Consider the following 21339-nt stretch of genomic DNA (forward strand, 5'->3'; position numbering starts at 1 on the left):
TACTCTTCGAAAATCTCTTCAAACCACGTCAGCTTTATCTGCAATCTCAAAGCTGTGCTTTGAGCAACCTACGGCTAGCTTCCTAGTTTGCTCTTTGATTTTCATTGAGTATAAGATATACTAAAAGCGATTGGACCAGCCAATCGCTTTTTTAGTTTGCATTGGTTATTTTAGGAAACTCTTACAAAAAATCAAAAAAATTCTTCACATCTTCTACATACCCATGCTTTTCTATTAAGCTTGCTAATAGTTCCAGATTGTGCCCCTGATAGTTATCTTCACGACGTAGTTCTTCATACATTTCGATAAAGGGAAGCCCCTTGGACTTGGCCAATTCCAACTCCGCTTCGTAGTCATAAGCGACTTTACGAAATAGGATATTTACCAATTCCCCATCTTCAACTTCTATCACGGCATACTGGGCACGGTGATTTTTTAACGCCTCCCAATTAAAATAGGGCATGCCAATCGACCCTGGATTGATGACTTGTTGCCCTTGACTGCCGTAGCGAAGCAACTGCTTGTGGACATGACCATAGATTGCCACGTCGGTTTCCTCATCTAGTAGTTGATCAAATTTATCTGTATCATTCCCAACCAGTAGGTCCCCACCATAGTTTTTGTCAGGTAAATTATGAGAGATAGAAAAGCGCAGCCCATCAACTTCTTTCTTTTCCAGCAAAGGCAAGTTTCGTAGCCATACAATCGTTGCAGGATCCATTCGCTCCATCAAAAACTGGGTCATTCGCATTGATTGGATTTCTTGTGGATCTTCCAAACCGCATTCACCATCCAAGGCCTCAAGGACACAATCATCCCAATTTCCTCGAACACTGGCTGTGATAGGAAGGTCCTTTAGCAGGGCTACCAAGTCATTTGCACCTGGACCAGGAAGAAAAATATCTCCCAGAAGCCAGTATTCACTGACTCCTTGATTTTTAGCATCTGCAATCACTGCTTCTAGCGCCGTCGCATTGCCATGAATATCTGATAAAATTGCGATTTTATGGTTCATTGTGTTCTCCTTCTGTTTGATAATCTACTCTTTCTTCCGCTACTTGAGCTAATTCCATTGCCTCCTGCGGGTTCAACTTCCTCTGCACAGCTTCTGCTACTACTCTTGGTACTCCAACTTCGACAATCTCATCCACACTGGCTTCCTTGATTTTGGTCAGAGACTTGAAATGCTTCATGAGATTCTGCTTGCGTTTAGGTCCCAGACCGTCAATTCCATCCAGTTGTGATGAAAAGGAATTTTTGGAGCGCAGTTGGCGATGGAAAGTGATAGCAAAGCGGTGCACCTCATCTTGAATGCGTTGGAGGAGAAAAAATTCCTGAGAATTTCGAGATAACTCCACCACCTCAAGCGGATCTCCAAAGAGCAATTCATGGGTTTGGTGCTTGTCATTTTTTTGCAAACCTGCAATGGGAATATCCAGACTCAGTTCTTCTTGAATGACCTGCTTGGCGATATTGACTTGACCTTGTCCCCCATCAATCACAATCAAATCTGGAGGAGTCAAACCGTCACGCTGTACTCGACCATAGCGTCTGCGAATGACCTCTCGCATACTGGCATAGTCGTCTGGTCCGACTACGGTCTTGATTTTATACTTACGGTAATCCTTCTTACTAGGTTTTCCGTTGACAAAGACAACCATGGCTGAAACAGGACTGGTTCCCATGATATTAGAGTTATCGAAGGATTCGATGCGGACTGGGGTCGGTATTTGGAGCAAGCGTCCTAGATTTTCAATAGCTCCTTGTGTCTTTTCGACAGATTTTTCTAACAGATTGAACTTCTGCTCTAGACTGACTCGAGCATTCTTTATAGCCAAATTGACCAGTTGCTTTTTCTCTCCACGCTGAGGCTTAAGAATCTTGGTGTCTACCAAAGCCTTGACGGCTTCTTCGTCAATATCCTGCGGAATCAATACCTCATTGGGTACTAGGTGGGATTTTTCTTGATAGAATTGTCCCACATAGGTTAGAAAATCCTCATCCGGATCATTGTAATAGGGGAAAAGATTGACATCGCGCTCAATAAGCTTGCCCTGACGGACAAAGAAAACCTGCACACACATCCAGCCCTTGTCCACATGGTAGCCAAAGACATCCCGATTTTGGAGATCCTTGGCCATGACCCGTTGCTTGGTTCGAAGTGTTCCAATAGCCTGAATCAGGTCACGGTATTCCGCCGCACGTTCAAACTCCATAGTCTGAGCTGCCGCCACCATCTTGCCCTTTAGGTCATCAATGATTTTGTCATCTTGGCCTTTCAGAAAATCAGAAACCTCCTGAGCCATGGACTTGAAATAGTCCTCATCCTTCTTACAGATAGTGTGGGCCATACATTGACCGATATGGTAGTAAAAACAGACCTTAGACGGTGGATTCGTACACTTACGAAAAGGGAAAATCCGATCCAGCAACCGCTTGATTTCATTGGCTGCGCCCACATCTGGATAGGGACCGAAATAAAGACCTCCGTCTTTTTTGACCTGACGGGTGATAATCAAACGAGGATAGCGTTCATTGGTAATTTTGATGAAAGGATAAGACTTATCATCCTTGAGCATGATATTGTACTTGGGCTTGTTTTCCTTGATCAGGTTGATTTCTAGGAGAAGTGCCTCAATATTGGACTCCGTAACGATAAATTCAAAATCCACAATTTCAGATACCAGAGCCTCTGTCTTAGTATCATGACTTCCACGGAAATAAGATCTCACGCGGTTACGCAGATTTTTAGCCTTTCCTACATAGATAATGGTGCCGTTTTTATCCTTGTGAATGTAGCAACCAGGGCTGGTTGGCAAGAGCTCTAGTTTTGATTTAATCAAGTTATTCATAGTTCCATTATAGCAAAAAAGTAGGGAAAGATAGTCCCCTACTCATTGGTCTCATATAATTTTCGAAGTCTTTCAACATCCTCTTTCTGGATACCATAAAAGGAACCTGCTGGTTGCATGACAGACTTTTCATCTGTATGGTCCAAGCCAATCGCATGCCCCAACTCATGTTCTGCCGTATGGACAATGCGCTCATAGGAATAGCCATAGCCAGGATTGGACAGATAATAGTGATTCAACCGTACCGTGACAGACAAGAATTGCCCCGTTAAAAGATTGGTCTGACTTTCTGCCTCTCCTGCCACAGGAGTACCTCCGTCATTCATCTCCGTAGCCAGGATATCCGCCTTACTAGTCTCAGTCACGATTTCAAAGTTAAAAGCACCCGTTTGATTCCAATTCTGAATCGCTTCTACATAAGCTTCTTGAAAGCGTGAATCCATCTGCGTATCTAGGTAAATACGAGCTGAAGCCTGTGGCCACCTTCCTTCAGAGTGTTGATGGCTATCTGTCTGATTTAACTTAGGCAGTTGCCCTGTTTTTCCCCATTGGTCGATACTTTGTTGACCAATCTTGACTGACCGTTCTGCTTGCTTTAGCGCTCCTTGAAAATCACCGTTCAGATACCAGAGAAGTCCAAAAGCAAAAGCACACAAAAGAAAAGCTATCCAAACTAGACGCCAAAACAAACGCCACACAAAAGAAAAGAAAGCCCCTATCAAACGAAAAATCCAGCGCATTTCCCTCCACCTTTCTAGCAAATAAAGTCTATTTTACTAAAACAAGCTGAAAGAAAGCTAAATTATGACAATCTCTCTTCTAATTTGAAATCGATTGGCAGAGTTGCTAAGAACCGTTCCAATTGTTTTTCCCAATAATACCACTCGTGAGTTCCAGCACTATGGCTATAGGTCACATCAAAACCTAGTTTTTTGAGATTTTTCACTGCGAGATTATTAGCTTCGTACAAGAAATCCTGCTCGCCACACCAAGCCCAAAGCTTGGTCTTTTTATCCGATTTTTTAGCCAGACTTTCAAGAGAATAGGGGCTAGCTGTCCAATCTTTAATCTCCCCAAAAACACCTCTCCAGTAAGCTGGTGTCCCCAGATTTTGGCTTTCAGGAGAAAAATCTTGAAAGCTGAGAGCACCTGAAAAACTAGCTGCATGAGAAAAACGATTTGTAGCAAGAGCCAATTTGAAACAGCCGTAACCTCCCATAGAGAGACCAGCGATAAAGGTCTTTTCACGCTTGCTAGTCATATTAGGGAAGAAGCGTTTCAAAACCTGTGGCAATTCCTCTGCTAGAGCTGTGTAATAGTCAAAACCATACTGGGTATCGGTATACCAACCGTTGCTGGTATTGGGCATAACAACGATGAGATTGGTTCCTCGAAGCAAGCGTTCTACGTTGGTCCGCTTGAGCCAGCTATTATGGTTGCCAGACATCCCATGCAAAAGGTACAAGACGGGAATATCTTTACACTCTGGTTCTTCCACTCGATTAGCATCAGGATAGAGGACATTCACTCCCCACTCCATATCCAAAACTTGTGAGTAATACTCGATTTTCATTACTGCCATATTTTTCCTCTATTTTTCTATAAGAAAAAGCCGAAACTCGACTTTCTCTCTGTTTATTTCAATGATTATTTCGCTTCCATGACTACTGGTAAAATAGCTGGACGACGCTTGGTTTGGTCAAAGAGATACTTGGTCAAATTATCACGAACCTTCCCTTTAAGATCTGCCCAGTCAAAGTCATCTCCTTGAAGATAGTCTTCTACCGTTTGGTTAATCAATTCTGAACTTTCACGGAGAATATCACGACTCTTCTTGAGGTAAACAAATCCACGCGTATGAACACGAGCCTTGGCCACAATTTTCTTCTCACGACGGTTAACGGTGATTGCGACGATGAAAATTCCATCTTCTGACAAGACCTTACGGTCACGAAGAACCACATTACCAACATCACCGATGGCATTTCCGTCAATCAAGACATCCCCTGCCGGAACCGCTCCAGCTGGGACAAAGTCTCCATTCTCATAAGCCATGCTGGTTCCCTTTTTAGGGATGAAAATGCGTTCTGGCAACATCCCAACTGCCATAGCAGCCTTAGCATGGGCATCCAACTCACGGTATTCCCCTTGAATTGGGAAGAGATACTTGGGTTGCAAGAGGTTAATCATCAACTGCAAATCACGCGCATTTCCGTGCCCTGATACATGTAAACTTTGGGTAATCAATTTGACAACCCCACCTGCCTGATAAATCATATTTTCCACACGCGCAACGAAGGCTTCTTTAGCAATAGACGGAGCCGTAGCAATATAGACCAGGTCCCCATCCTTGATTTCTACATAACGATGGCGACCAATCGACATCTTACGAAGTCCATTGATAGGTTCACCCATACGGCCTGTCTCAAGAATAATCAACTCATGGTCTTCAAAGCGAGACATATCTTTAGGCTTAATCAAGAGAATTTCGTTGGCTAAAGATAACTTCTTGAGACGAATCGCTGTGCGGACGATATTTTCAATATCAAATCCTGTCAAAACGATACGTCGACCTGTTTTATCCGCAGCGTCAAAAATCTGCTGAATACGAGAAAGGTTACTGGAAACAGCTGCAACGATGATACGACCTTCCCAGTCAGCAATAGTTTGGGTAATTTCATCCCTAACTTCACTTTCACTAGCCACCTGAATATTGCTGTCCGCATTGGCCGAATCACTGAGGAGAGCTAGGACGCCGTCACGACCAATCTCTGCCAAACGAGCAAAATCAGTTGCATAAGATTCACTAGCCGTTTGGTCAAATTTGAAGTCACCTGTATAAACGATGCTTCCTTCCGATGTTTTCAAGACAATTCCCAGGCTCTCTGGAACGGAGTAAGTCGTAGGGAAGAAGGACACCACAGTCCCTCCAAAATCAATCTCCGTATCCTCATCAATGACATGGAAATCATTGAATTTCTTAACTGCGTCATTTCCTTTGACGAAGAGTTTTGCCAACTCAATGGTCAACTCAGATCCAAATACAGGTACCTTGGCTTTAGCCAAGAGATAAGGCAGAGCACCAATAGCATCCGCATGTCCATGGGTCAAGAAAACCCCAGCAATACGGTCACTATTTTCAAAAAGGTAGTCCATATTGGGAATGACTACGTCCACCCCTAGTTGTTCATTTTCAGGGTATTTTAGACCTGCATCCAAAACGAAAATAGACCCATCGATTTCAGCGATATACATGTTTTTCCCATTTTCACGCACGCCACCAAGTGTTGTTAAACTGATATTACTCATTTTTCCTCCAAAAGCTTAGTTTATCTTGATTATAGGGTTGCTTGCCCTTTTATTCTAAAAGCACTATTACTTTTATACTCTTCGAAAATCTCTTCAAACCACGTCAGCTTCGCCTTACCTTAGGTATGGTTACTGACTTCGTCAGTTCTATCCACAACCTCAAAACAGTGTTTTGAGCTGACTTCGTCAGTTCTATCCACAACCTCAAAACAGTGTTTTGAGCAACCTGCAGCTAGCTTCCTAGTTTGCCCTTTGATTTTCATTGAGTATTAGCCGAATCTTTTCCTACCATTATACCATTTTTTTGATGATTTTCAAAATGAAGATTTGTTTTCAAAAAAGAGCTGGTTGCCCAACTCTTTCCTATGTCTATTCTTTTTCCATTAAAAAGTCATAAATTTCTTGCACGGTACCCAGCGCCATCATTTCTTGGTCTTTAACGGTTTGTTTGAGATTTTGGTAAATCTGACTCTCAGCTATATCACGCTTTTCAGCCTCTTTATTCACTGTCATGACACCATTTTTAATCATCACAAAGTCTAATTCCTCAAATACTTGAATCATCTTGACTAGTAAGATTTGTTGAATATTAAGATAAGTAGCCAAATCCTTCAGCTTGTAGCGAATATCAAACTCTGGGAACTGGTAGATAGTCTTGTACAATTTTGCAAACTGCTCTCTAGTCCCATATCCCGTCAGATAGTAGGCCTTATCAATGTCATTTTTGAAATAGACCGCAGAGAAATTCTGCTTTTGAAAAATGGTCTTTAGCAGGGTCATATCCTCAGGAATTGTTTTCACAACAACCGCTTCACTAGTCACTAAATCTGGCACTTCTCCAGCAAAATCCAAGACTGGAACTCCCTCTGGCAAGGTGGCATTCTTTCCACGGATGTTAAAGAGCTGAACACCCTCCACGCGTGCATCCACCATCATCAACTGGAGGGCAGTTTGGCCATTCCATTGATTGACAGACAATTTGACTGCCAACTCTAGATTCTTGGTTTGAGCAAATTCTGTTGCCCATCTACCTTGACCGAAGGCCACCACTTCAAAACTAGCCTCACCCTTAGAAATTTTCAGCTTGAGATGGGCATTGCCTGCCCCCATGGTACGGGCACTTTCGACCTGAAAATCCTTGATATAAAAGACGGGTTTCTGGTTGTCCATGCCAAAAGGTGCCAAACGTTCAAAACTTTTGACTGTTTCCAAGCTAAGTGCTTCCAAATACAGTTCTTCATCTAGATTTAACTTGTTCTTGCCAGCAGCATCCGCTCCTTTTTCACGGACATAATCTTCCAAAACCTGAGATAAATCTGAGAGTTTCTCAACTTCCAGCGTCATTCCTGCTGCGCCAGCATGACCGCCAAATGCGATAAAGAGGTCGCGATGGGGATCTAGGGCTTCAAAAATATCGACCGCTTCCACACTACGAGCACTACCCTTGGCACGACCGTCCTCTATATTGAGAACGATGACTGTCTGCCCTAGTTCTTCCAACAAACGACCAGCGACGATACCCAGAACCCCAGGATTCCAGCCTTCCTTAGCCAAGACTTGGACCTTCTTCTCAGGGTCCATCATGGTCTTAGCTTCTTCATAGATAGACTGGACGATTTCCTTGCGCTCTTCGTTTTTCTGATGAATCATGAGAGCAATCTCATGTGCTTCCTCATCATCAAAGCCAGTCAGCAAATCAATGGCAGGATTGGGATCATCCAAACGGCCCAAGGCATTCAAACGAGGGGCAATCTGGAAACCAACCGTTTCTTCTGTTACTTCGTTGGCAGCAATCCCAGCCATGTCCAGCATTTCTTGCAGACCAATGCGCTGGGTATGTCCCAACATCTCCAGACCATACTGAACCAAGATACGGTTTTCATCCGTCAAACTCACCATATCAGCAATGGTACCAATAGCGACCAAATCAAGCAATTCCACTTGTACTTCTTCTAAAAGGGCACAAGCCAGCTTGAAAGCAACTCCACAACCAGCCAAATATTTGAAAGGATAGTCCGCATCCGGATGTTCAGGATGGACAATAGCATAGGCATCTGGTAAGGTTTCAGGCATAGAATGGTGGTCAGTCACAATAACATCTACTCCCATAGACTGGGCCAATTCAATAGCCTCGTGACCCGCAACCCCATTATCCACCGTCACAATCAAGGAAATTCCTTCTTGCTCGATAAAATATTTGTAAACACTGGCATTAGGTCCATAACCGTCGGTAAAACGATTGGGCAAGTAAACACGGCACTCAGCACCAAGCTGTTCCAAACTTTCCTTAACAATAGAAGCCGAAGTCATACCATCCGCATCGTAATCACCGTAAACGAGGATATTTTCCCCTTCTTCAATGGCCTGACGAATCCGTTCCACTGCCTTATCCATATCATGGAGCAGATAAGGGTCATGCAAGTCCTCTAAGGAAGGCTCTAAAAACTTCTTCAGACTTTCTTGGTCCTGAATTCCTCTTTCAAATAATAACCGAGCCACCTCAGGACCCAGTCCAGCCTTCTTGGCTATCTTTGTAAAATCCGCATCTTCTACTTGCGGGGCAAACTGCCATTCATAAGTAGGTGTTATCAAAAAGACATCCACTCTTTCTAAGAATTCTATCGCTTCATTATAACACGATTTAGACGTTTTCTCTATCCAGATTGCTTTTTTATAAAATTTTAGTGAATTTTTTCAGATATGATTTGACAAGACAAATCTTTTGGTGTAGAATCATGTTATAAAATCTAACACAAAGGAGATTCCTTATGGCTTTAGTAGAATTTGAACACGTCGAAAAATATTACGGAGATTACCATGCACTCCGCGACATCAATCTCCGTTTTGAAAAAGGGCAAGTTGTTGTACTCCTAGGTCCTTCTGGTTCTGGTAAGTCCACTCTTATCCGCACCATCAATGGTTTGGAGGCTGTAGACAAAGGAAGTCTTCTAGTAAATGGTCACCAAGTTGCTGGTGCCAGCCAGAAAGATTTGGTGCCCCTTCGCAAGGAAGTCGGCATGGTTTTCCAACATTTCAACCTCTATCCGCATAAAACAGTGTTAGAAAACGTAACACTAGCACCCATAAAAGTTCTAGGAATTGATAAAAAAGAAGCTGAAAAAACAGCCCAAAAATATCTGGAATTTGTAAATATGTGGGACAAGAAAGATTCTTATCCAGCCATGCTATCTGGTGGACAAAAACAACGGATTGCCATCGCACGTGGACTCGCTATGCATCCTGAACTCCTCCTCTTTGATGAGCCAACATCTGCCCTAGACCCTGAAACTATCGGCGATGTTCTAGCAGTTATGCAAAAATTGGCCCACGATGGTATGAATATGATTATCGTTACTCATGAAATGGGCTTTGCCCGTGAAGTTGCGGATCGCATCATCTTTATGGCTGACGGAGAGGTTTTGGTGGATACGACAGATGTTGATGACTTTTTCGACAATCCAAGCGAACCTCGTGCCCAACAATTTCTCAGCAAAATCATCAACCACGAAAGTGACAAAGTTAAATAAGGAGGCGCCTATGAAAAAGAAATTCTTTTTATCAGCATTATTGATTAGCCTTTTCGGTCTTGCTGCTACAAAACCAGTTCAGGCTGATACCAGTGTCGCAGACATTCAAAAGAGAGGCGAGCTGGTTGTTGGTGTCAAACAAGACGTTCCCAATTTCGGTTACAAGGATCCCAAGACAGGAACCTATTCTGGTATCGAAACTGATCTGGCCAAGATGGTAGCTGATGAGCTCAAGGTCAAGGTTCGTTATGTGCCAGTTACAGCACAAACTCGCGGACCCCTTCTAGACAATGAACAGGTCGATATGGATATCGCGACCTTTACCATCACAGACGAACGCAAAAAACTTTATAACTTTACCAGCCCCTACTACACGGACGCTTCTGGATTTTTGGTCAATAAGTCTGCCAAAATCAAAAACATTGAAGACTTAAACGGAAAAACCATCGGAGTTGCCCAAGGTTCCATTACCCAACGTCTAATTACCGAACTGGGTAAAAAGAAAGGCCTGACCTTTAAATTCGTCGAACTTGGTTCCTACCCAGAATTGATTACTTCCCTTCACGCTCACCGTATCGATGCCTTTTCCGTTGACCGTTCTATCCTATCTGGCTACATCAGTAAGCGGACAGAACTACTAGATGATAGTTTCAAGCCATCTGACTACGGTATCGTTACTAAGAAATCAAATACAGAGCTCAACGACTATCTTGATAACTTGGTCACTAAATGGAGCAAGGATGGTAGTTTGCAAAAACTTTATGACCGTTACAAGCTCAAACCATCTAGCCATACTGCAGATTAAGGAGGATACCCCATGACAGATTTATCATCTTGGACAGCCTATTTTCAGGATTTTGGACAATTTTTCAATGGTTTCCTCTTCACCCTTTCCCTAGCAATCGGATCCTTTATCCTAGCCATGGTTTTGGGCATCTTCTTTGGAGCCATGTCAACCAGCAAGCGTCCAATATTGAGAATTTTGGCTCGCATCTTTGTTGAATTTTACCAAAACACTCCCCTTTTGGTGCAATTTGTCATCGTCTTTTATGGTCTACCTCTTATCAGTGACCATATCATCATGATTCCGATTTATTGGACAGCCGTTCTCTGCGTGGGACTCTATCACGGTGCCTATATTGCTGAGGTGATTCGCTCAGGTATTCAGTCTATTCCTAGCGGTCAGATGGAAGCTGCCTTATCGCAAGGTTTTACCTATATCAGTGCTATGCGCTTGATTATCTTGCCTCAGGCTTTTCGTATCATTCTCCCTCCTTTGACCAACCAAATTGTTAACCTCATCAAAAACACCTCTACAGTCGCTATCATCTCTGGAGTAGATTTGATGTTTGTGACCAAGTCTTGGTCGGCTCTTAACGGAAACTATATCCCAGCCTTTCTAGGCGCTGCCCTGCTCTACTTCTCTCTATGCTTCCCTGTTGCCCAGTTTGGTCGCAAGATGGAGCAATCCAACAAAAAAGCCTATTCACTTTAGGAGGTTACTATGGAATCCATTTTAGAAGTTTTAACCCCAGATAACCTAGTCTTTATCTTTAAAGGATTTGGCTTGACCCTCTATATTTCTCTAATTGCCATCGTTCTCTCTACCCTTATCGGGACAGTGCTAGCAGTTATGAGAAATGGGAAAAATCCTGTCTTGCGCATCATCTCCAGCATTTACATCGAGTTTGTGCGCAACGTTCCCAACCTCCTCTGGATCTTTACTATCTTTTTAGTGTTCAAGATGAAATCCACACCAGCAGGAATCACTGCCTTTACCCTCTTTACATCAGCGGCTCTAGCTGAGATTATTCGAGGCGGTCTCAATGCTGTGGACAAGGGGCAATACGAAGCAGGAATGTCGCAAGGATTTACCTCAGCCCAAATCCTCTACCACATCATTCTCCCACAAGCCATTCGTAAAATGCTGCCAGCTATCATTTCTCAGTTTGTAACCGTGATTAAGGATACCAGTCTTCTCTACTCTGTTATCGCCCTACAAGAACTCTTTGGAGCCAGCCAAATTCTCATGGGCCGTTATTTCGAACCAGAGCAGGTCTTCAGTCTGTATATCCTGATTGCCCTCATCTACTTCAGCTTTAACCTAGCCATTTCTAGTTTGTCTCATATGCTAGCAAAACGTTGGCAACAAGCTGCAGAATAAACAGCCACTCTCCAGTTCAATTGGAGAGTTTTTTTGATGATAGTAGATATTTATATACCTCAATTTGACACCATACTTTTTCTATGATAAAATGTAACAAATTTATTTACAACAAATCAAAATATTAATGAAATGGAATTTTCTATGAAATCAATCAAAGGACTACTCTTTATCATATCTAGTTTTCTCTTGACTATTTTAACTTGGATGAGCACTTCTCCCCAATTCATGATTCCAGGACTAGCTTTAACAAGCCTATCTCTAACTTTTATCCTAGCCACTCGTCTCCCCCTACTAGAAAGCTGGTTTCACGGTTTGGAGAGAGTCTATACTGTCCACAAATTCACAGCCTTTCTCTCCATCATCCTACTAATCTTGCATAACTTTAGTATGGGCGGTCTGTGGGGCTCTCGCTTATCCGCTCAGTTTGGCAACCTTGCCATCTATATCTTTGCCAGTATCATCCTTGTCGCCTATTTAGGCAAATACATCCAATACGAAGCTTGGCGATGGATTCACCGCCTTGTTTATCTAGCCTATATTTTGGGACTCTTTCACGTCTACATGATGATGGGCAATCGTCTCCTTACATTTAATCTTCTAAGTTTTCTTGTTGGTAGCTATGCCCTTTTAGGCTTACTGGCTGGTTTTTATATCATTTTCCTTTATCAAAAGATTGGATTCCCCTATCTAGGGAAAATTACTAATCTCAAACGCTTAAATCACGATACTATAGAAATTCAAATCCATCTTAGCAGACCTTTCAACTATCAATCAGGACAATTTGCCTTTCTAAAGATTTTCCAAGAAGGCTTTGAAAGTGCTCCGCATCCCTTTTCTATCTCAGGAGGTCATGGTCAAACTCGTTACTTTACTGTTAAAAATTCAGGTGACCATACCAAGAATATCTATGACAATCTTCAAGTCGGCAGCAAAGTAAGCGTAGACAGAGCTTACGGACACATGATCATAGAAGAAGGACGAGAAAATCAGGTTTGGATTGCTGGAGGCATTGGGATTACCCCCTTCATCTCTTACATCCGTGAACATCCTATTTTAGATAAACAGGTTCACTTCTACTATAGCTTCCGTGGAAATGAAAATGCAGTCTATCTAGATTTGCTCCGTGACTATGCTCAGAAAAATCCTAATTTTGAACTCCATCTAGTAGACAGTAGGAAAGACGGCTATCTTAATTTTGAGCAAGAAGAAGTGCCCGAACAGGCAACCGTCTATATGTGTGGTCCTCTTTCTATGATGAAGTCACTTGCCAAACAGATTAAGAAACAAAATCCAAAAACAGAGCTTATTTACGAAGGATTCAAGTTTAAATAACCACTCATACTCTCCTGGAATTTCCCAGGAGTTTTTTCTACGCAGTCTCAAAAAAACACTGCCAGATTTCTAGCAGTGTTTTGACATTTCATTTGCAGGCATCTATCCCTCTTAATCCTTCATTTGACTCTCTGCATCGGCCACGACTTGTTCTAGACTGGTCTGACCAAGCTCTGCCTCCATCGCCAGCTGAATTCTCTCCAGTTTTTGATCCAAAACATCATGAATACGAGCTCCAACTGGGCAATTTGGATTTGGATTGTCATGGAAACTGAAGAGTTGACCTGTCTTACCAAGACACTCGACCGCTTGATAAACATCTAAAAGACTAATGTCTTTGAGGTCCTTGACAATCTCTGTTCCCCCTGTTCCACGCGCTACTGAAATCAGCTCTGCCTTCTTCAACTGGGACAAGGTCTTTCTGATAATGACTGGATTGACCCCGACACTAGCAGCCAGAAAATCACTGGTCACCTTGCTTTCCTTCCCCTTGAGGGCAATGATTATCAGCATATGAGTCGCAATGGTAAATCTACTTGGAATTTGCATCCTCTTCTCCTTTTTACGAGGCTACCCTGCCTCTACTCTTCTTTTTCTATTATTATACCCTTTTTAGTTGTAATGTCAATCATTACCACTTTTCAACCAGGCATCTAACTCCCTATCGTAGCCCTCTTTCTGGGCCAGTTCTCTCAAAAATTCCTGATGATGAGTATGGTGGATACCATTGACCAGACTTTCATAATAAACCTCAAAATAGGGAAGTTTAAGATCTTTAGCCAACTGCAATTCAGCTGCCACATCGTAGTCTACCCGGCGGAAATCCATATCTACCAATCCCTTGTCATCAAACTCTAAAATCATATACTGGGCCCGTAAGTCCTTCCGTAACTGGGCATCTAGAAAGAAAGGCTGCCCAATCGAACCTGGATTGACAATCAATTGACCACCAGTCCCGTAACGAAGCAACTGCTGATGAATATGACCATATACAGCGATATCACAAGGTGGATTGGTCACCAAGCGGTCAAAATCCTCTTGCGCTCCAGTATGAATCAACTCTCTCCCCCAGTTCTTATCAGGAAGATGGTGGCTAATTCCTACCGTCAAATCCCCAAACTGACGATGAATCTGTAGAGGTTGATTGTGGAGCATTTCGATTTCTTCTAGGGAAATTTCCTCTAAAACATACTGGCACTGGCGCAAGAGATAGCGTTGACTAGGACGAGTGCTATCCAATTCCTTGCGGACACCATGCCAAAGACTGTCTTCCCAGTTTCCCAAAACTCTAGCCGTAATCGGTAGTTGATCCAACAAGTCCAAAATCCTTCTACGCCCTGTTCCTGGCATGAGAATATCTCCCAAAAGCCAGTATTCATCCACTCCTAGCTGCCGAGTATCTTCCAAAACAGCCTCCAAGGCTGTAGTATTTCCATGAATATCTGAAAGAAGAGCTATTTTTGTCATTCTTTCTCCTCATTTCCTCTTATATATCTTTTTAATATTATAACAAAAAATACTGTATAATGGTTACCTTTGACCCACTCTTACTAAATCCAGAACACTACTTTTATCAAGGTACAGACTTATCAAAAAGATGATTTCACATTACTCCTAACAAAGCATAGCAAGCACTTTTCAATGAAGAAAATTCAAAAAAATCTACAAAAATCTTGAAAATTTTCACAATCATGCTATAATAATCCATAGAGACAAGTCACTTAGTCCCTTTCTACTAGAGAGTGCGTGGTTGCTGAAAACGCATAGAAAGCCTAAACTGATACTACTCTACTGACTTTTATGAAAACATAAAACGGTGGCCACGTTAGAGCCAATCAGAGGTGTCCCTCTCTTTTGAGGTACATAAATGAAGGTGGAACCACGTTGCGACGTCCTTTCGAGGATGTTGCTTTTTGTTTCTCTTTATTTAAGACTGCGAAATAGGGAAACACTTCTGCTTTAGAAATAATGGATAACCAATATAAGGAGAAAATTATGATTAACATTACTTTCCCAGATGGCGCTGTTCGTGAATTCGAATCTGGCGTTACAACTTTTGAAATTGCCCAATCTATCAGCAATTCTCTAGCTAAAAAAGCCTTGGCTGGTAAATTCAACGGCAAACTCATCGATACGACTCGTGCTATCACTGAAGATGGAAACATAGAAATCGTGACACCTGATCACGAAGATGCCCTTCCAATCCTACGTCACTCAGCTGCTCACTTGTTTGCCCAAGCCGCTCGTCGCCTTTTCCCAGACATTCACTTGGGTGTTGGTCCAGCCATCGAAGATGGCTTCTACTACGATACTGACAATACTGCTGGTCAAATCTCCAACGAAGACCTTCCTCGTATCGAAGAAGAAATGCAAAAAATCGTTAAAGAAAACTTCCCATCTATCCGTGAAGAAGTGACTAAAGATGAGGCACGTGAAATCTTCAAAAATGACCCTTACAAATTAGAATTGATTGAAGAACACTCAGAAGACGAGGGTGGTTTAACTATCTACCGTCAGGGTGAATACGTGGACCTCTGCCGTGGTCCTCACGTCCCATCAACTGGTCGTATCCAAATTTTCCACCTTCTTAACGTAGCTGGTGCTTACTGGCGTGGAAATAGCGACAACGCTATGATGCAACGTATCTACGGTACAGCTTGGTTTGACAAGAAAGACTTGAAGAACTACCTTCAAATGCGTGAAGAAGCCAAGGAACGTGACCACCGTAAGCTTGGTAAAGAGCTTGACCTCTTCATGATTTCTCAAGAGGTTGGTCAAGGACTTCCATTCTGGTTGCCAAATGGTGCGACTATCCGTCGTGAATTGGAACGCTACATCGTAGACAAAGAGTTGGCTTCTGGCTACCAACACGTCTACACTCCACCACTTGCTTCAGTTGAGCTTTACAAGACTTCTGGTCACTGGGATCATTACCAAGAAGACATGTTCCCAACTATGGACATGGGTGACGGGGAAGAATTTGTCCTTCGTCCAATGAACTGCCCACACCACATCCAAGTCTTCAAACACCATGTTCACTCATACCGTGAGTTGCCAATCCGTATCGCCGAAATCGGTATGATGCACCGTTATGAAAAATCTGGTGCCCTGACTGGTCTTCAACGTGTGCGTGAAATGTCTCTCAACGATGGTCACCTCTTTGTAACTCCTGAACAAATCCAAGAAGAATTCCAACGTGCCCTTCAGTTGATTATCGATGTTTATGAAGATTTCAACTTGACTGAATACCGCTTCCGCCTCTCTCTTCGTGACCCAGAGGACAAGGAAAAATACTTCGATAACGACCAAATGTGGGAAAATGCCCAAACCATGCTTCGTGCAGCCCTTGATGAAATGGGTGTGGACTACTTTGAAGCCGAAGGGGAAGCAGCCTTCTACGGACCAAAATTGGATATCCAGGTTAAGACTGCCCTTGGTAAAGAAGAAACCCTTTCGACTATCCAGCTTGACTTCTTGCTTCCAGAACGCTTCGACCTCAAATACATCGGAGCTGATGGTGAAGAGCACCGTCCAGTTATGATTCACCGTGGGGTTATCTCAACTATGGAACGCTTCACTGCTATCTTGATTGAAAACTACAAGGGCGCCTTCCCAACATGGCTTGCACCACACCAAGTAACCCTCATCCCAGTATCTAACGAAAAACACGTGGACTACGCATGGGAAGTGGCTAAAAAACTCCGTGACCGTGGTGTCCGTGCAGACGTAGATGAACGCAATGAAAAAATGCAGTTTAAGATCCGTGCGTCACAAACCAGCAAGATTCCTTACCAATTGATTGTTGGAGACAAGGAAATGGAAGACGGAACTGTTAACGTTCGTCGCTATGGCCAAAAAGAAACACAAACTGTCTCAGTTGATGACTTTGTTGAAGCTATCCTTACTGATATCGACAACAAATCACGCGTTGAGAAATAAGAGACAAAACCTGGGATAAAATCCTAGCTACCTAAAAAGCAACAACTAAAACAGCTGTTGCTTTTTATATTTTTACTCAATGAAAATCAAAAAGCAAACTAGGAAGCTAGCCGCAAGCTGTACTTGAGTACGGTAAGGCGACGCTGACGTGGTTTGAATTTGATTTTCGAAGAGTATTATTTAATCCGAGCTAGTAGTGATTGACCAAACCACCACACAAGATTTGCTTTCATGGGTTTGATAAGGTCAATATCCTCATTCCTTGTCTGCTTCATTTTCTTTTACGAGATCTTTTTGTGAATCTTTTTCGGAGAGTTTTTGATCGATATACTTGTTAATGGTTTCATAAAATTCCTTGGTCGTATCACTGTCTAATTTTGTCGAATTATGGACTTGATTGACTTTCAATTGAACAGATTGAATACCGTAAGAGGCTTGTTTTTGGTGGATCGTTTCTAATTCTTCTTCTGAAATCGGATCTCCAACAACCGTCAAGACCAATTCATTGTTCCTTGACTTGTAGACTTGATTAATAACCGTGTGATTGGCGAACTCTTTTCCTACAAACTGTTTGATTCCTTCTTTTCGCGCTTGATCTATCGTCAGAGTAACTGCTGAATAGCTGGCTGGAAGAATCAATAATACAATCAAGGATATCAACCCAATTCTCATTTTAATATTTAGCTCTTTAAATGAACTTAAGGGAGATTTTCTCATCAAAATTCTTGTTCCAACAATATTGGTTAGCATGATAAAAACACAGTTGATCAAGAAAAGATAGAGAGCTCCAAATAAAAATCGTACATTTCCATTAGCTAAACCATAGCCTGCAGTACAGATAGGTGGCATCAGAGCTGTTGCAATGGCTACTCCTGGCACGATATTGTTTGCTTCTTTTTTCCTTGAACCAATTACGCCTGCTATCCCACCAGCAATAGCAATGAGAACATCCCAAATGGTTGGAGAGGTTCGTGCAATCAATTCGCTACTTTCATAAGATAAGGGAGAAATCCAGAAATACAGAGCCGAGACAAGCAAGCTGACCAATACTTGGGTAAATAAAACCTCTAGAGATTGCTTGATTAAACGCGTATCAAAAATAGCTAAACCAAACCCCAGTCCAACAATCGGTGTCATAAGAGGGGAAATCAGCATGGCTCCAATAATGACAGCTGTTGAATTCATATTTAGTCCGATAGAGGCAATAAAAATCGCACACATCAAAATCACTGTATCTCTTAATCGAACATGAAGATCATCATATAATTTCTCACGGTATTCACGTGTTGAATAGTTTCCGGTCATTGGTTACTCCTCTTATTTCATATAATCTTGTTTCTGCTTGGATGATGGTAGAGAGACTTCTGTCCAATCTAACATATTTTTCTTCTCACTTGTTATTCTTTTGAAAATTATCCTCTAAGTATCCGTCAGTCCATCCTTAACATTATATCAAAAATTTTACATTCTTTCTCTGACGAAATCGATCAATTGAACAGATAGAGAAAGTTATCGTCAACCTCATGGTATCATCGACTACTTCAATGAACTCTAGAACCAAACTAAGCATATGATAAGCAAAGGTCAATGGAGAAATGCAAAAATTACAGGAAGGAAGCAAACTGTCAAGATTTGCTTGTTATTGGTTTGCTTAATCTGCTTCTGATCTAGAACTACCTTTTCGTTCGTGGTCTTCATATCCCTCAAAGATTTATTTATAGTAGATAAAATAATTTACTCGGATATACAGTTAAAGATAAAAAGCCCAGTTGTCTTATCCTGGACTCTTATCTATGAGGCTCACTCAAGGACTAGGTTCACTTGAGCAAACTGAATCCGCACTGTCGTTCCTGTACCGACCTCAGACTCGATACGAATCTGGTGCCCCAGTTCCTCAGAAATTTTCTTAGATAGATAAAGTCCAAGTCCAGATGACTGCTGGGTCAGGCGTCCATTATATCCTGAAAATCCACGTTCAAAAACTCGGAGGACATCACTGTTTTTTATCCCGATTCCTGTATCCTTGATACAAAGCTCTTGCCCGTCCATATAAATCTCCAGACCACCTTCCTTAGTGTACTTAAGACTGTTTGAGATAATTTGTTCAATAACCACTAGCAGCCACTTTTTATCCGTCACGATTTCTTTATCAAGGTCATGTAGATTGACATTTAAACCTTTTTGAATAAAGAAAAGAGCATATTTACGAATTATTTCCTTGACCAAGTCCTCAATTTGCACCTGCTTCAAGACCAAATCATCATGGAAACTTTCTAAACGCAGGTACTGTAAAACTAGATTGGTATAGGAATCAATCTTGAAAATTTCCTGTTCTAATTGCTGCTTTAATTGGCGGTCGGCTACTTCTGCAACTAAGAGTTGACTGGCTGCAATGGGGGTCTTGATCTGATGGACCCACAAGGTATAGTAATCCAGCAAATCCGTCAGTTTTCTTTCTGAATCTGACCTTTGCTGATAGAGTTCCATCTCACGCGCTTCTAATTTTTCTGCTAAAGCTATTTCCAAAGGAGATTTGGCTTCCCTCTCCCCATAGAGAATTTCCTGGCGATAGACCTGCATCTCCACCAATATGTCCCAAGTGAAAAATAAGATGGTTACAAAGCAACACAAGAGGAAAAAATAGAGAAAGTAAATTCCTAAACTGGCAAATAAAAACTGAAAGAGCAAAACCAGAAACGTCAAAGAAAGTAGATAGACAAACAGACGACTACGGGAACGCAGATAGGCTAGAAAAAATTGTTTCCAATCAAGCATGCTTCAATCCGTACCCTATTCCTTTCTTGGTCTCGATAAATCCTACCAAGCCCTGCTCTTCCAACTTTTTACGCAAACGAGCCACATTGACAGAGAGGGTATTATCATCAATGAAAAAATCACTGTTCCAAAGTTCCCGCATCAGGTCGTCACGCGCTACGATATTGCTCGCATGCTCAAACAACACGCGTAAAATCTGGAATTCGTTCTTGGTCAAATTCAAGACTTGTCCTTGATAATGTACATCCATGGATTTAGTATTAAGGATAACACCTGCATATTCCAGTAGACTCTCGTCACGCCCAAACTCATAGGAACGGCGTAACAAGCCCTGAACCTTGGCTAAAAGAACCTGCTGGTCAAAAGGCTTGGTCACAAAGTCATCCGCACCCATATTGATTGCCATGACAATATCCATAGCCTGGTCTCTCGAAGACAGAAACATGATGGGTACCTTGGAAATCTTACGAATTTCCTGACACCAGTGATAGCCATTAAACAAGGGCAGTCCAATATCCATGAGGACCAGATGAGGTTCCGACTGAACAAATAGACTCAAAACTTCCATAAAGTCTTCTACCAAGACCACTTCAAATCCCCATTCAGAGAGCATTTTCCCGACCTGTTGACGAATGACCTGATCATCTTCTACTAATAAAATCTTGTGCATGCGCTCCTCCTTTTCTATTATTATAACAGATTTTTCCATGCTAGAAGGGCTGAATTTGGGAATAGGAACTATAATTTTTGTAGTAGATAAATCCTCTATAGATATTATGGAGCCTATTTTGTTGAAAAAATCTCATAAGAACTATAATGAAAACAGCAGATGATTCATCAGGGAGTTACTTATGAGATTTGTTAAAAATTCACAGAATTGCTTAAATTAAAAGAATCAAATATTAAAACTTCCTCTATTTTTACAACCGACATTTACATAGAGATTCGTACTAAACTTGATCATACTGCTCTTTTGCCCCATCATTTCAAGGAAAGATAATCCAATATGATCTCCAAAAAAGCTATTAAGTTTATTGCCATATATATTACTTACATAGCAATATTTAAAATACTTTTTCATAATGCTAAAATTATTCTTTACCATTTTTATGAAAAACTCCTGTTACTATCAATTTTGAAATTTCATGCTCAATTTTTTCTTTTTCTAACACTCAATCCCAAACTCAAGAGAAGTCCTATTGAACCAAGAACAAATAAGTTGTTATCATCAATACTTGAAGTCCTTGGTAACTCCTTAGCAGAATTTACTAATTTTCTATCAGAACTAAGAATCATGTTCTCATTCGAAGGAATGAGAAGTGTTTTCTTGTCCTCCTCTCCTTCTATAGCTTTGATCCCTATTAAGACAACTTGATTAATCGGTTCTTTGGTAATATTGTTAGATAGCACACGACGTGTTTCTACACCATTGTCACTA

Annotated in this window: 18 protein-coding genes and 1 pseudogene; 6 read left to right on the plus strand and 13 right to left on the minus strand. The window is 41.7% G+C overall.

Features of this window, described 5'->3' with window-relative positions:
* Window positions 1-181: 181 nt before the first annotated feature.
* From EII37_RS05245 to recJ, 6 genes are all read right to left on the minus strand, one after another.
* Window positions 182-1015 carry a metallophosphoesterase gene (locus tag EII37_RS05245; RefSeq protein ID WP_124787820.1) on the minus strand — a complete coding sequence of 278 codons (834 nt, stop codon included), beginning with the start codon at window positions 1013-1015 and terminating at the stop codon, window positions 182-184.
* A complete protein-coding gene (gene uvrC / locus EII37_RS05250) occupies window positions 1005-2852 on the minus strand; it encodes an excinuclease ABC subunit UvrC (RefSeq protein ID WP_124787821.1) in 1848 nt (615 codons plus the stop codon). Before uvrC ends, EII37_RS05245 begins: the two co-directional genes overlap by 11 nt.
* 38 nt (window positions 2853-2890) lie before the next feature.
* Window positions 2891-3592 (minus strand): M57 family metalloprotease, encoded by a 702-nt coding sequence (locus EII37_RS05255; RefSeq protein WP_124787822.1) that lies wholly within the window; start codon window positions 3590-3592, stop codon window positions 2891-2893.
* A gap of 62 nt (window positions 3593-3654) precedes the next feature.
* Window positions 3655-4434 (minus strand): alpha/beta hydrolase family protein, encoded by a 780-nt coding sequence (locus EII37_RS05260; RefSeq protein WP_124787823.1) that lies wholly within the window; start codon window positions 4432-4434, stop codon window positions 3655-3657.
* 65 nt (window positions 4435-4499) lie between these two features.
* Window positions 4500-6161 (minus strand): ribonuclease J, encoded by a 1662-nt coding sequence (locus EII37_RS05265; protein WP_124787824.1) that lies wholly within the window; start codon window positions 6159-6161, stop codon window positions 4500-4502.
* Between the two features lie 369 nt (window positions 6162-6530).
* On the minus strand, window positions 6531-8753 hold the full coding sequence (recJ, locus tag EII37_RS05270; protein WP_185695953.1) for a single-stranded-DNA-specific exonuclease RecJ: 2223 nt from the start codon (window positions 8751-8753) through the stop codon (window positions 6531-6533).
* A gap of 176 nt (window positions 8754-8929) precedes the next feature.
* Here recJ and EII37_RS05275 point away from each other — a divergent pair, with 176 nt between their 5' ends.
* From EII37_RS05275 to EII37_RS05295, 5 genes are all read left to right on the plus strand, one after another.
* Window positions 8930-9688, plus strand: coding sequence for an amino acid ABC transporter ATP-binding protein (locus EII37_RS05275; RefSeq protein ID WP_001229568.1), 759 nt, complete (start codon window positions 8930-8932; stop codon window positions 9686-9688).
* A gap of 10 nt (window positions 9689-9698) precedes the next feature.
* Window positions 9699-10493 carry a transporter substrate-binding domain-containing protein gene (locus EII37_RS05280; RefSeq protein WP_124787826.1) on the plus strand — a complete coding sequence of 265 codons (795 nt, stop codon included), beginning with the start codon at window positions 9699-9701 and terminating at the stop codon, window positions 10491-10493.
* A gap of 12 nt (window positions 10494-10505) precedes the next feature.
* On the plus strand, window positions 10506-11183 hold the full coding sequence (locus EII37_RS05285; protein WP_124787827.1) for an amino acid ABC transporter permease: 678 nt from the start codon (window positions 10506-10508) through the stop codon (window positions 11181-11183).
* Between the two features lie 9 nt (window positions 11184-11192).
* Window positions 11193-11852: an amino acid ABC transporter permease gene (locus tag EII37_RS05290; RefSeq protein ID WP_000443889.1), complete on the plus strand. Its 660-nt coding sequence runs from the start codon at window positions 11193-11195 to the stop codon at window positions 11850-11852.
* A 144-nt stretch (window positions 11853-11996) separates the two neighbouring features.
* Window positions 11997-13187: a ferric reductase-like transmembrane domain-containing protein gene (locus EII37_RS05295; protein WP_185695954.1), complete on the plus strand. Its 1191-nt coding sequence runs from the start codon at window positions 11997-11999 to the stop codon at window positions 13185-13187.
* A 111-nt stretch (window positions 13188-13298) separates the two neighbouring features.
* Here EII37_RS05295 and EII37_RS05300 read toward each other — a convergent pair whose 3' ends face one another.
* Both EII37_RS05300 and EII37_RS05305 read right to left on the minus strand, forming a co-directional pair.
* Window positions 13299-13736 carry an Rrf2 family transcriptional regulator gene (locus EII37_RS05300; RefSeq protein ID WP_124787829.1) on the minus strand — a complete coding sequence of 146 codons (438 nt, stop codon included), beginning with the start codon at window positions 13734-13736 and terminating at the stop codon, window positions 13299-13301.
* A gap of 75 nt (window positions 13737-13811) precedes the next feature.
* Window positions 13812-14654 carry a metallophosphoesterase gene (locus EII37_RS05305; protein ID WP_124787830.1) on the minus strand — a complete coding sequence of 281 codons (843 nt, stop codon included), beginning with the start codon at window positions 14652-14654 and terminating at the stop codon, window positions 13812-13814.
* Between the two features lie 528 nt (window positions 14655-15182).
* On the opposite strand from EII37_RS05305, the gene thrS reads away from it, so the two are divergent.
* A complete protein-coding gene (thrS, locus tag EII37_RS05315) occupies window positions 15183-17126 on the plus strand; it encodes a threonine--tRNA ligase (RefSeq protein ID WP_124787831.1) in 1944 nt (647 codons plus the stop codon).
* Between the two features lie 255 nt (window positions 17127-17381).
* Here thrS and EII37_RS05325 read toward each other — a convergent pair whose 3' ends face one another.
* The 5 genes and pseudogenes from EII37_RS05325 to EII37_RS05345 all read right to left on the minus strand — a co-directional run.
* Window positions 17382-18431 (minus strand): DUF389 domain-containing protein, encoded by a 1050-nt coding sequence (locus EII37_RS05325; RefSeq protein WP_124787832.1) that lies wholly within the window; start codon window positions 18429-18431, stop codon window positions 17382-17384.
* A gap of 184 nt (window positions 18432-18615) precedes the next feature.
* A pseudogene (locus EII37_RS11365) lies at window positions 18616-18837 on the minus strand (ABC transporter permease); the annotation flags it as partial.
* 89 nt (window positions 18838-18926) lie between these two features.
* The gene (locus tag EII37_RS05335; protein ID WP_124787833.1) at window positions 18927-19901 is read right to left on the minus strand and encodes a sensor histidine kinase; all 975 of its coding nucleotides are present in this window, start codon (window positions 19899-19901) and stop codon (window positions 18927-18929) included.
* Window positions 19894-20571 carry a response regulator transcription factor gene (locus EII37_RS05340; protein WP_124787834.1) on the minus strand — a complete coding sequence of 226 codons (678 nt, stop codon included), beginning with the start codon at window positions 20569-20571 and terminating at the stop codon, window positions 19894-19896. Before EII37_RS05340 ends, EII37_RS05335 begins: the two co-directional genes overlap by 8 nt.
* A 479-nt stretch (window positions 20572-21050) precedes the next feature.
* Window positions 21051-21339: LPXTG cell wall anchor domain-containing protein (locus tag EII37_RS05345; protein ID WP_124787835.1), on the minus strand; the 289-nt coding region annotated here is incomplete at its 5' end.

Origin of the sequence: Streptococcus sp. OH4692_COT-348, from assembly GCF_003859975.1 — a bacterium.
Lineage (GTDB): Bacteria > Bacillota > Bacilli > Lactobacillales > Streptococcaceae > Streptococcus.

What these genes read in the sequence shown, in the direction of transcription:
- EII37_RS05335 (WP_124787833.1), bottom strand. Translation starts at nt 19,901, where the DNA reads ATGCTTGATTGGAAACAATTTTTTCTAGCCTATCTGCGTTCCCGTAGT.
- EII37_RS05280 (WP_124787826.1), top strand. Translation starts at nt 9,699, where the DNA reads ATGAAAAAGAAATTCTTTTTATCAGCATTATTGATTAGCCTTTTCGGT.
- EII37_RS05295 (WP_185695954.1), top strand. Translation starts at nt 11,997, where the DNA reads ATGAAATCAATCAAAGGACTACTCTTTATCATATCTAGTTTTCTCTTG.
- EII37_RS05285 (WP_124787827.1), top strand. Translation starts at nt 10,506, where the DNA reads ATGACAGATTTATCATCTTGGACAGCCTATTTTCAGGATTTTGGACAA.
- EII37_RS05290 (WP_000443889.1), top strand. Translation starts at nt 11,193, where the DNA reads ATGGAATCCATTTTAGAAGTTTTAACCCCAGATAACCTAGTCTTTATC.
- EII37_RS05305 (WP_124787830.1), bottom strand. Translation starts at nt 14,654, where the DNA reads ATGACAAAAATAGCTCTTCTTTCAGATATTCATGGAAATACTACAGCC.
- EII37_RS05340 (WP_124787834.1), bottom strand. Translation starts at nt 20,571, where the DNA reads ATGCACAAGATTTTATTAGTAGAAGATGATCAGGTCATTCGTCAACAG.
- EII37_RS05300 (WP_124787829.1), bottom strand. Translation starts at nt 13,736, where the DNA reads ATGCAAATTCCAAGTAGATTTACCATTGCGACTCATATGCTGATAATC.
- EII37_RS05275 (WP_001229568.1), top strand. Translation starts at nt 8,930, where the DNA reads ATGGCTTTAGTAGAATTTGAACACGTCGAAAAATATTACGGAGATTAC.
- EII37_RS05260 (WP_124787823.1), bottom strand. Translation starts at nt 4,434, where the DNA reads ATGGCAGTAATGAAAATCGAGTATTACTCACAAGTTTTGGATATGGAG.
- EII37_RS05255 (WP_124787822.1), bottom strand. Translation starts at nt 3,592, where the DNA reads ATGCGCTGGATTTTTCGTTTGATAGGGGCTTTCTTTTCTTTTGTGTGG.
- EII37_RS05245 (WP_124787820.1), bottom strand. Translation starts at nt 1,015, where the DNA reads ATGAACCATAAAATCGCAATTTTATCAGATATTCATGGCAATGCGACG.
- uvrC (WP_124787821.1), bottom strand. Translation starts at nt 2,852, where the DNA reads ATGAATAACTTGATTAAATCAAAACTAGAGCTCTTGCCAACCAGCCCT.
- EII37_RS05325 (WP_124787832.1), bottom strand. Translation starts at nt 18,431, where the DNA reads ATGACCGGAAACTATTCAACACGTGAATACCGTGAGAAATTATATGAT.
- EII37_RS05265 (WP_124787824.1), bottom strand. Translation starts at nt 6,161, where the DNA reads ATGAGTAATATCAGTTTAACAACACTTGGTGGCGTGCGTGAAAATGGG.
- thrS (WP_124787831.1), top strand. Translation starts at nt 15,183, where the DNA reads ATGATTAACATTACTTTCCCAGATGGCGCTGTTCGTGAATTCGAATCT.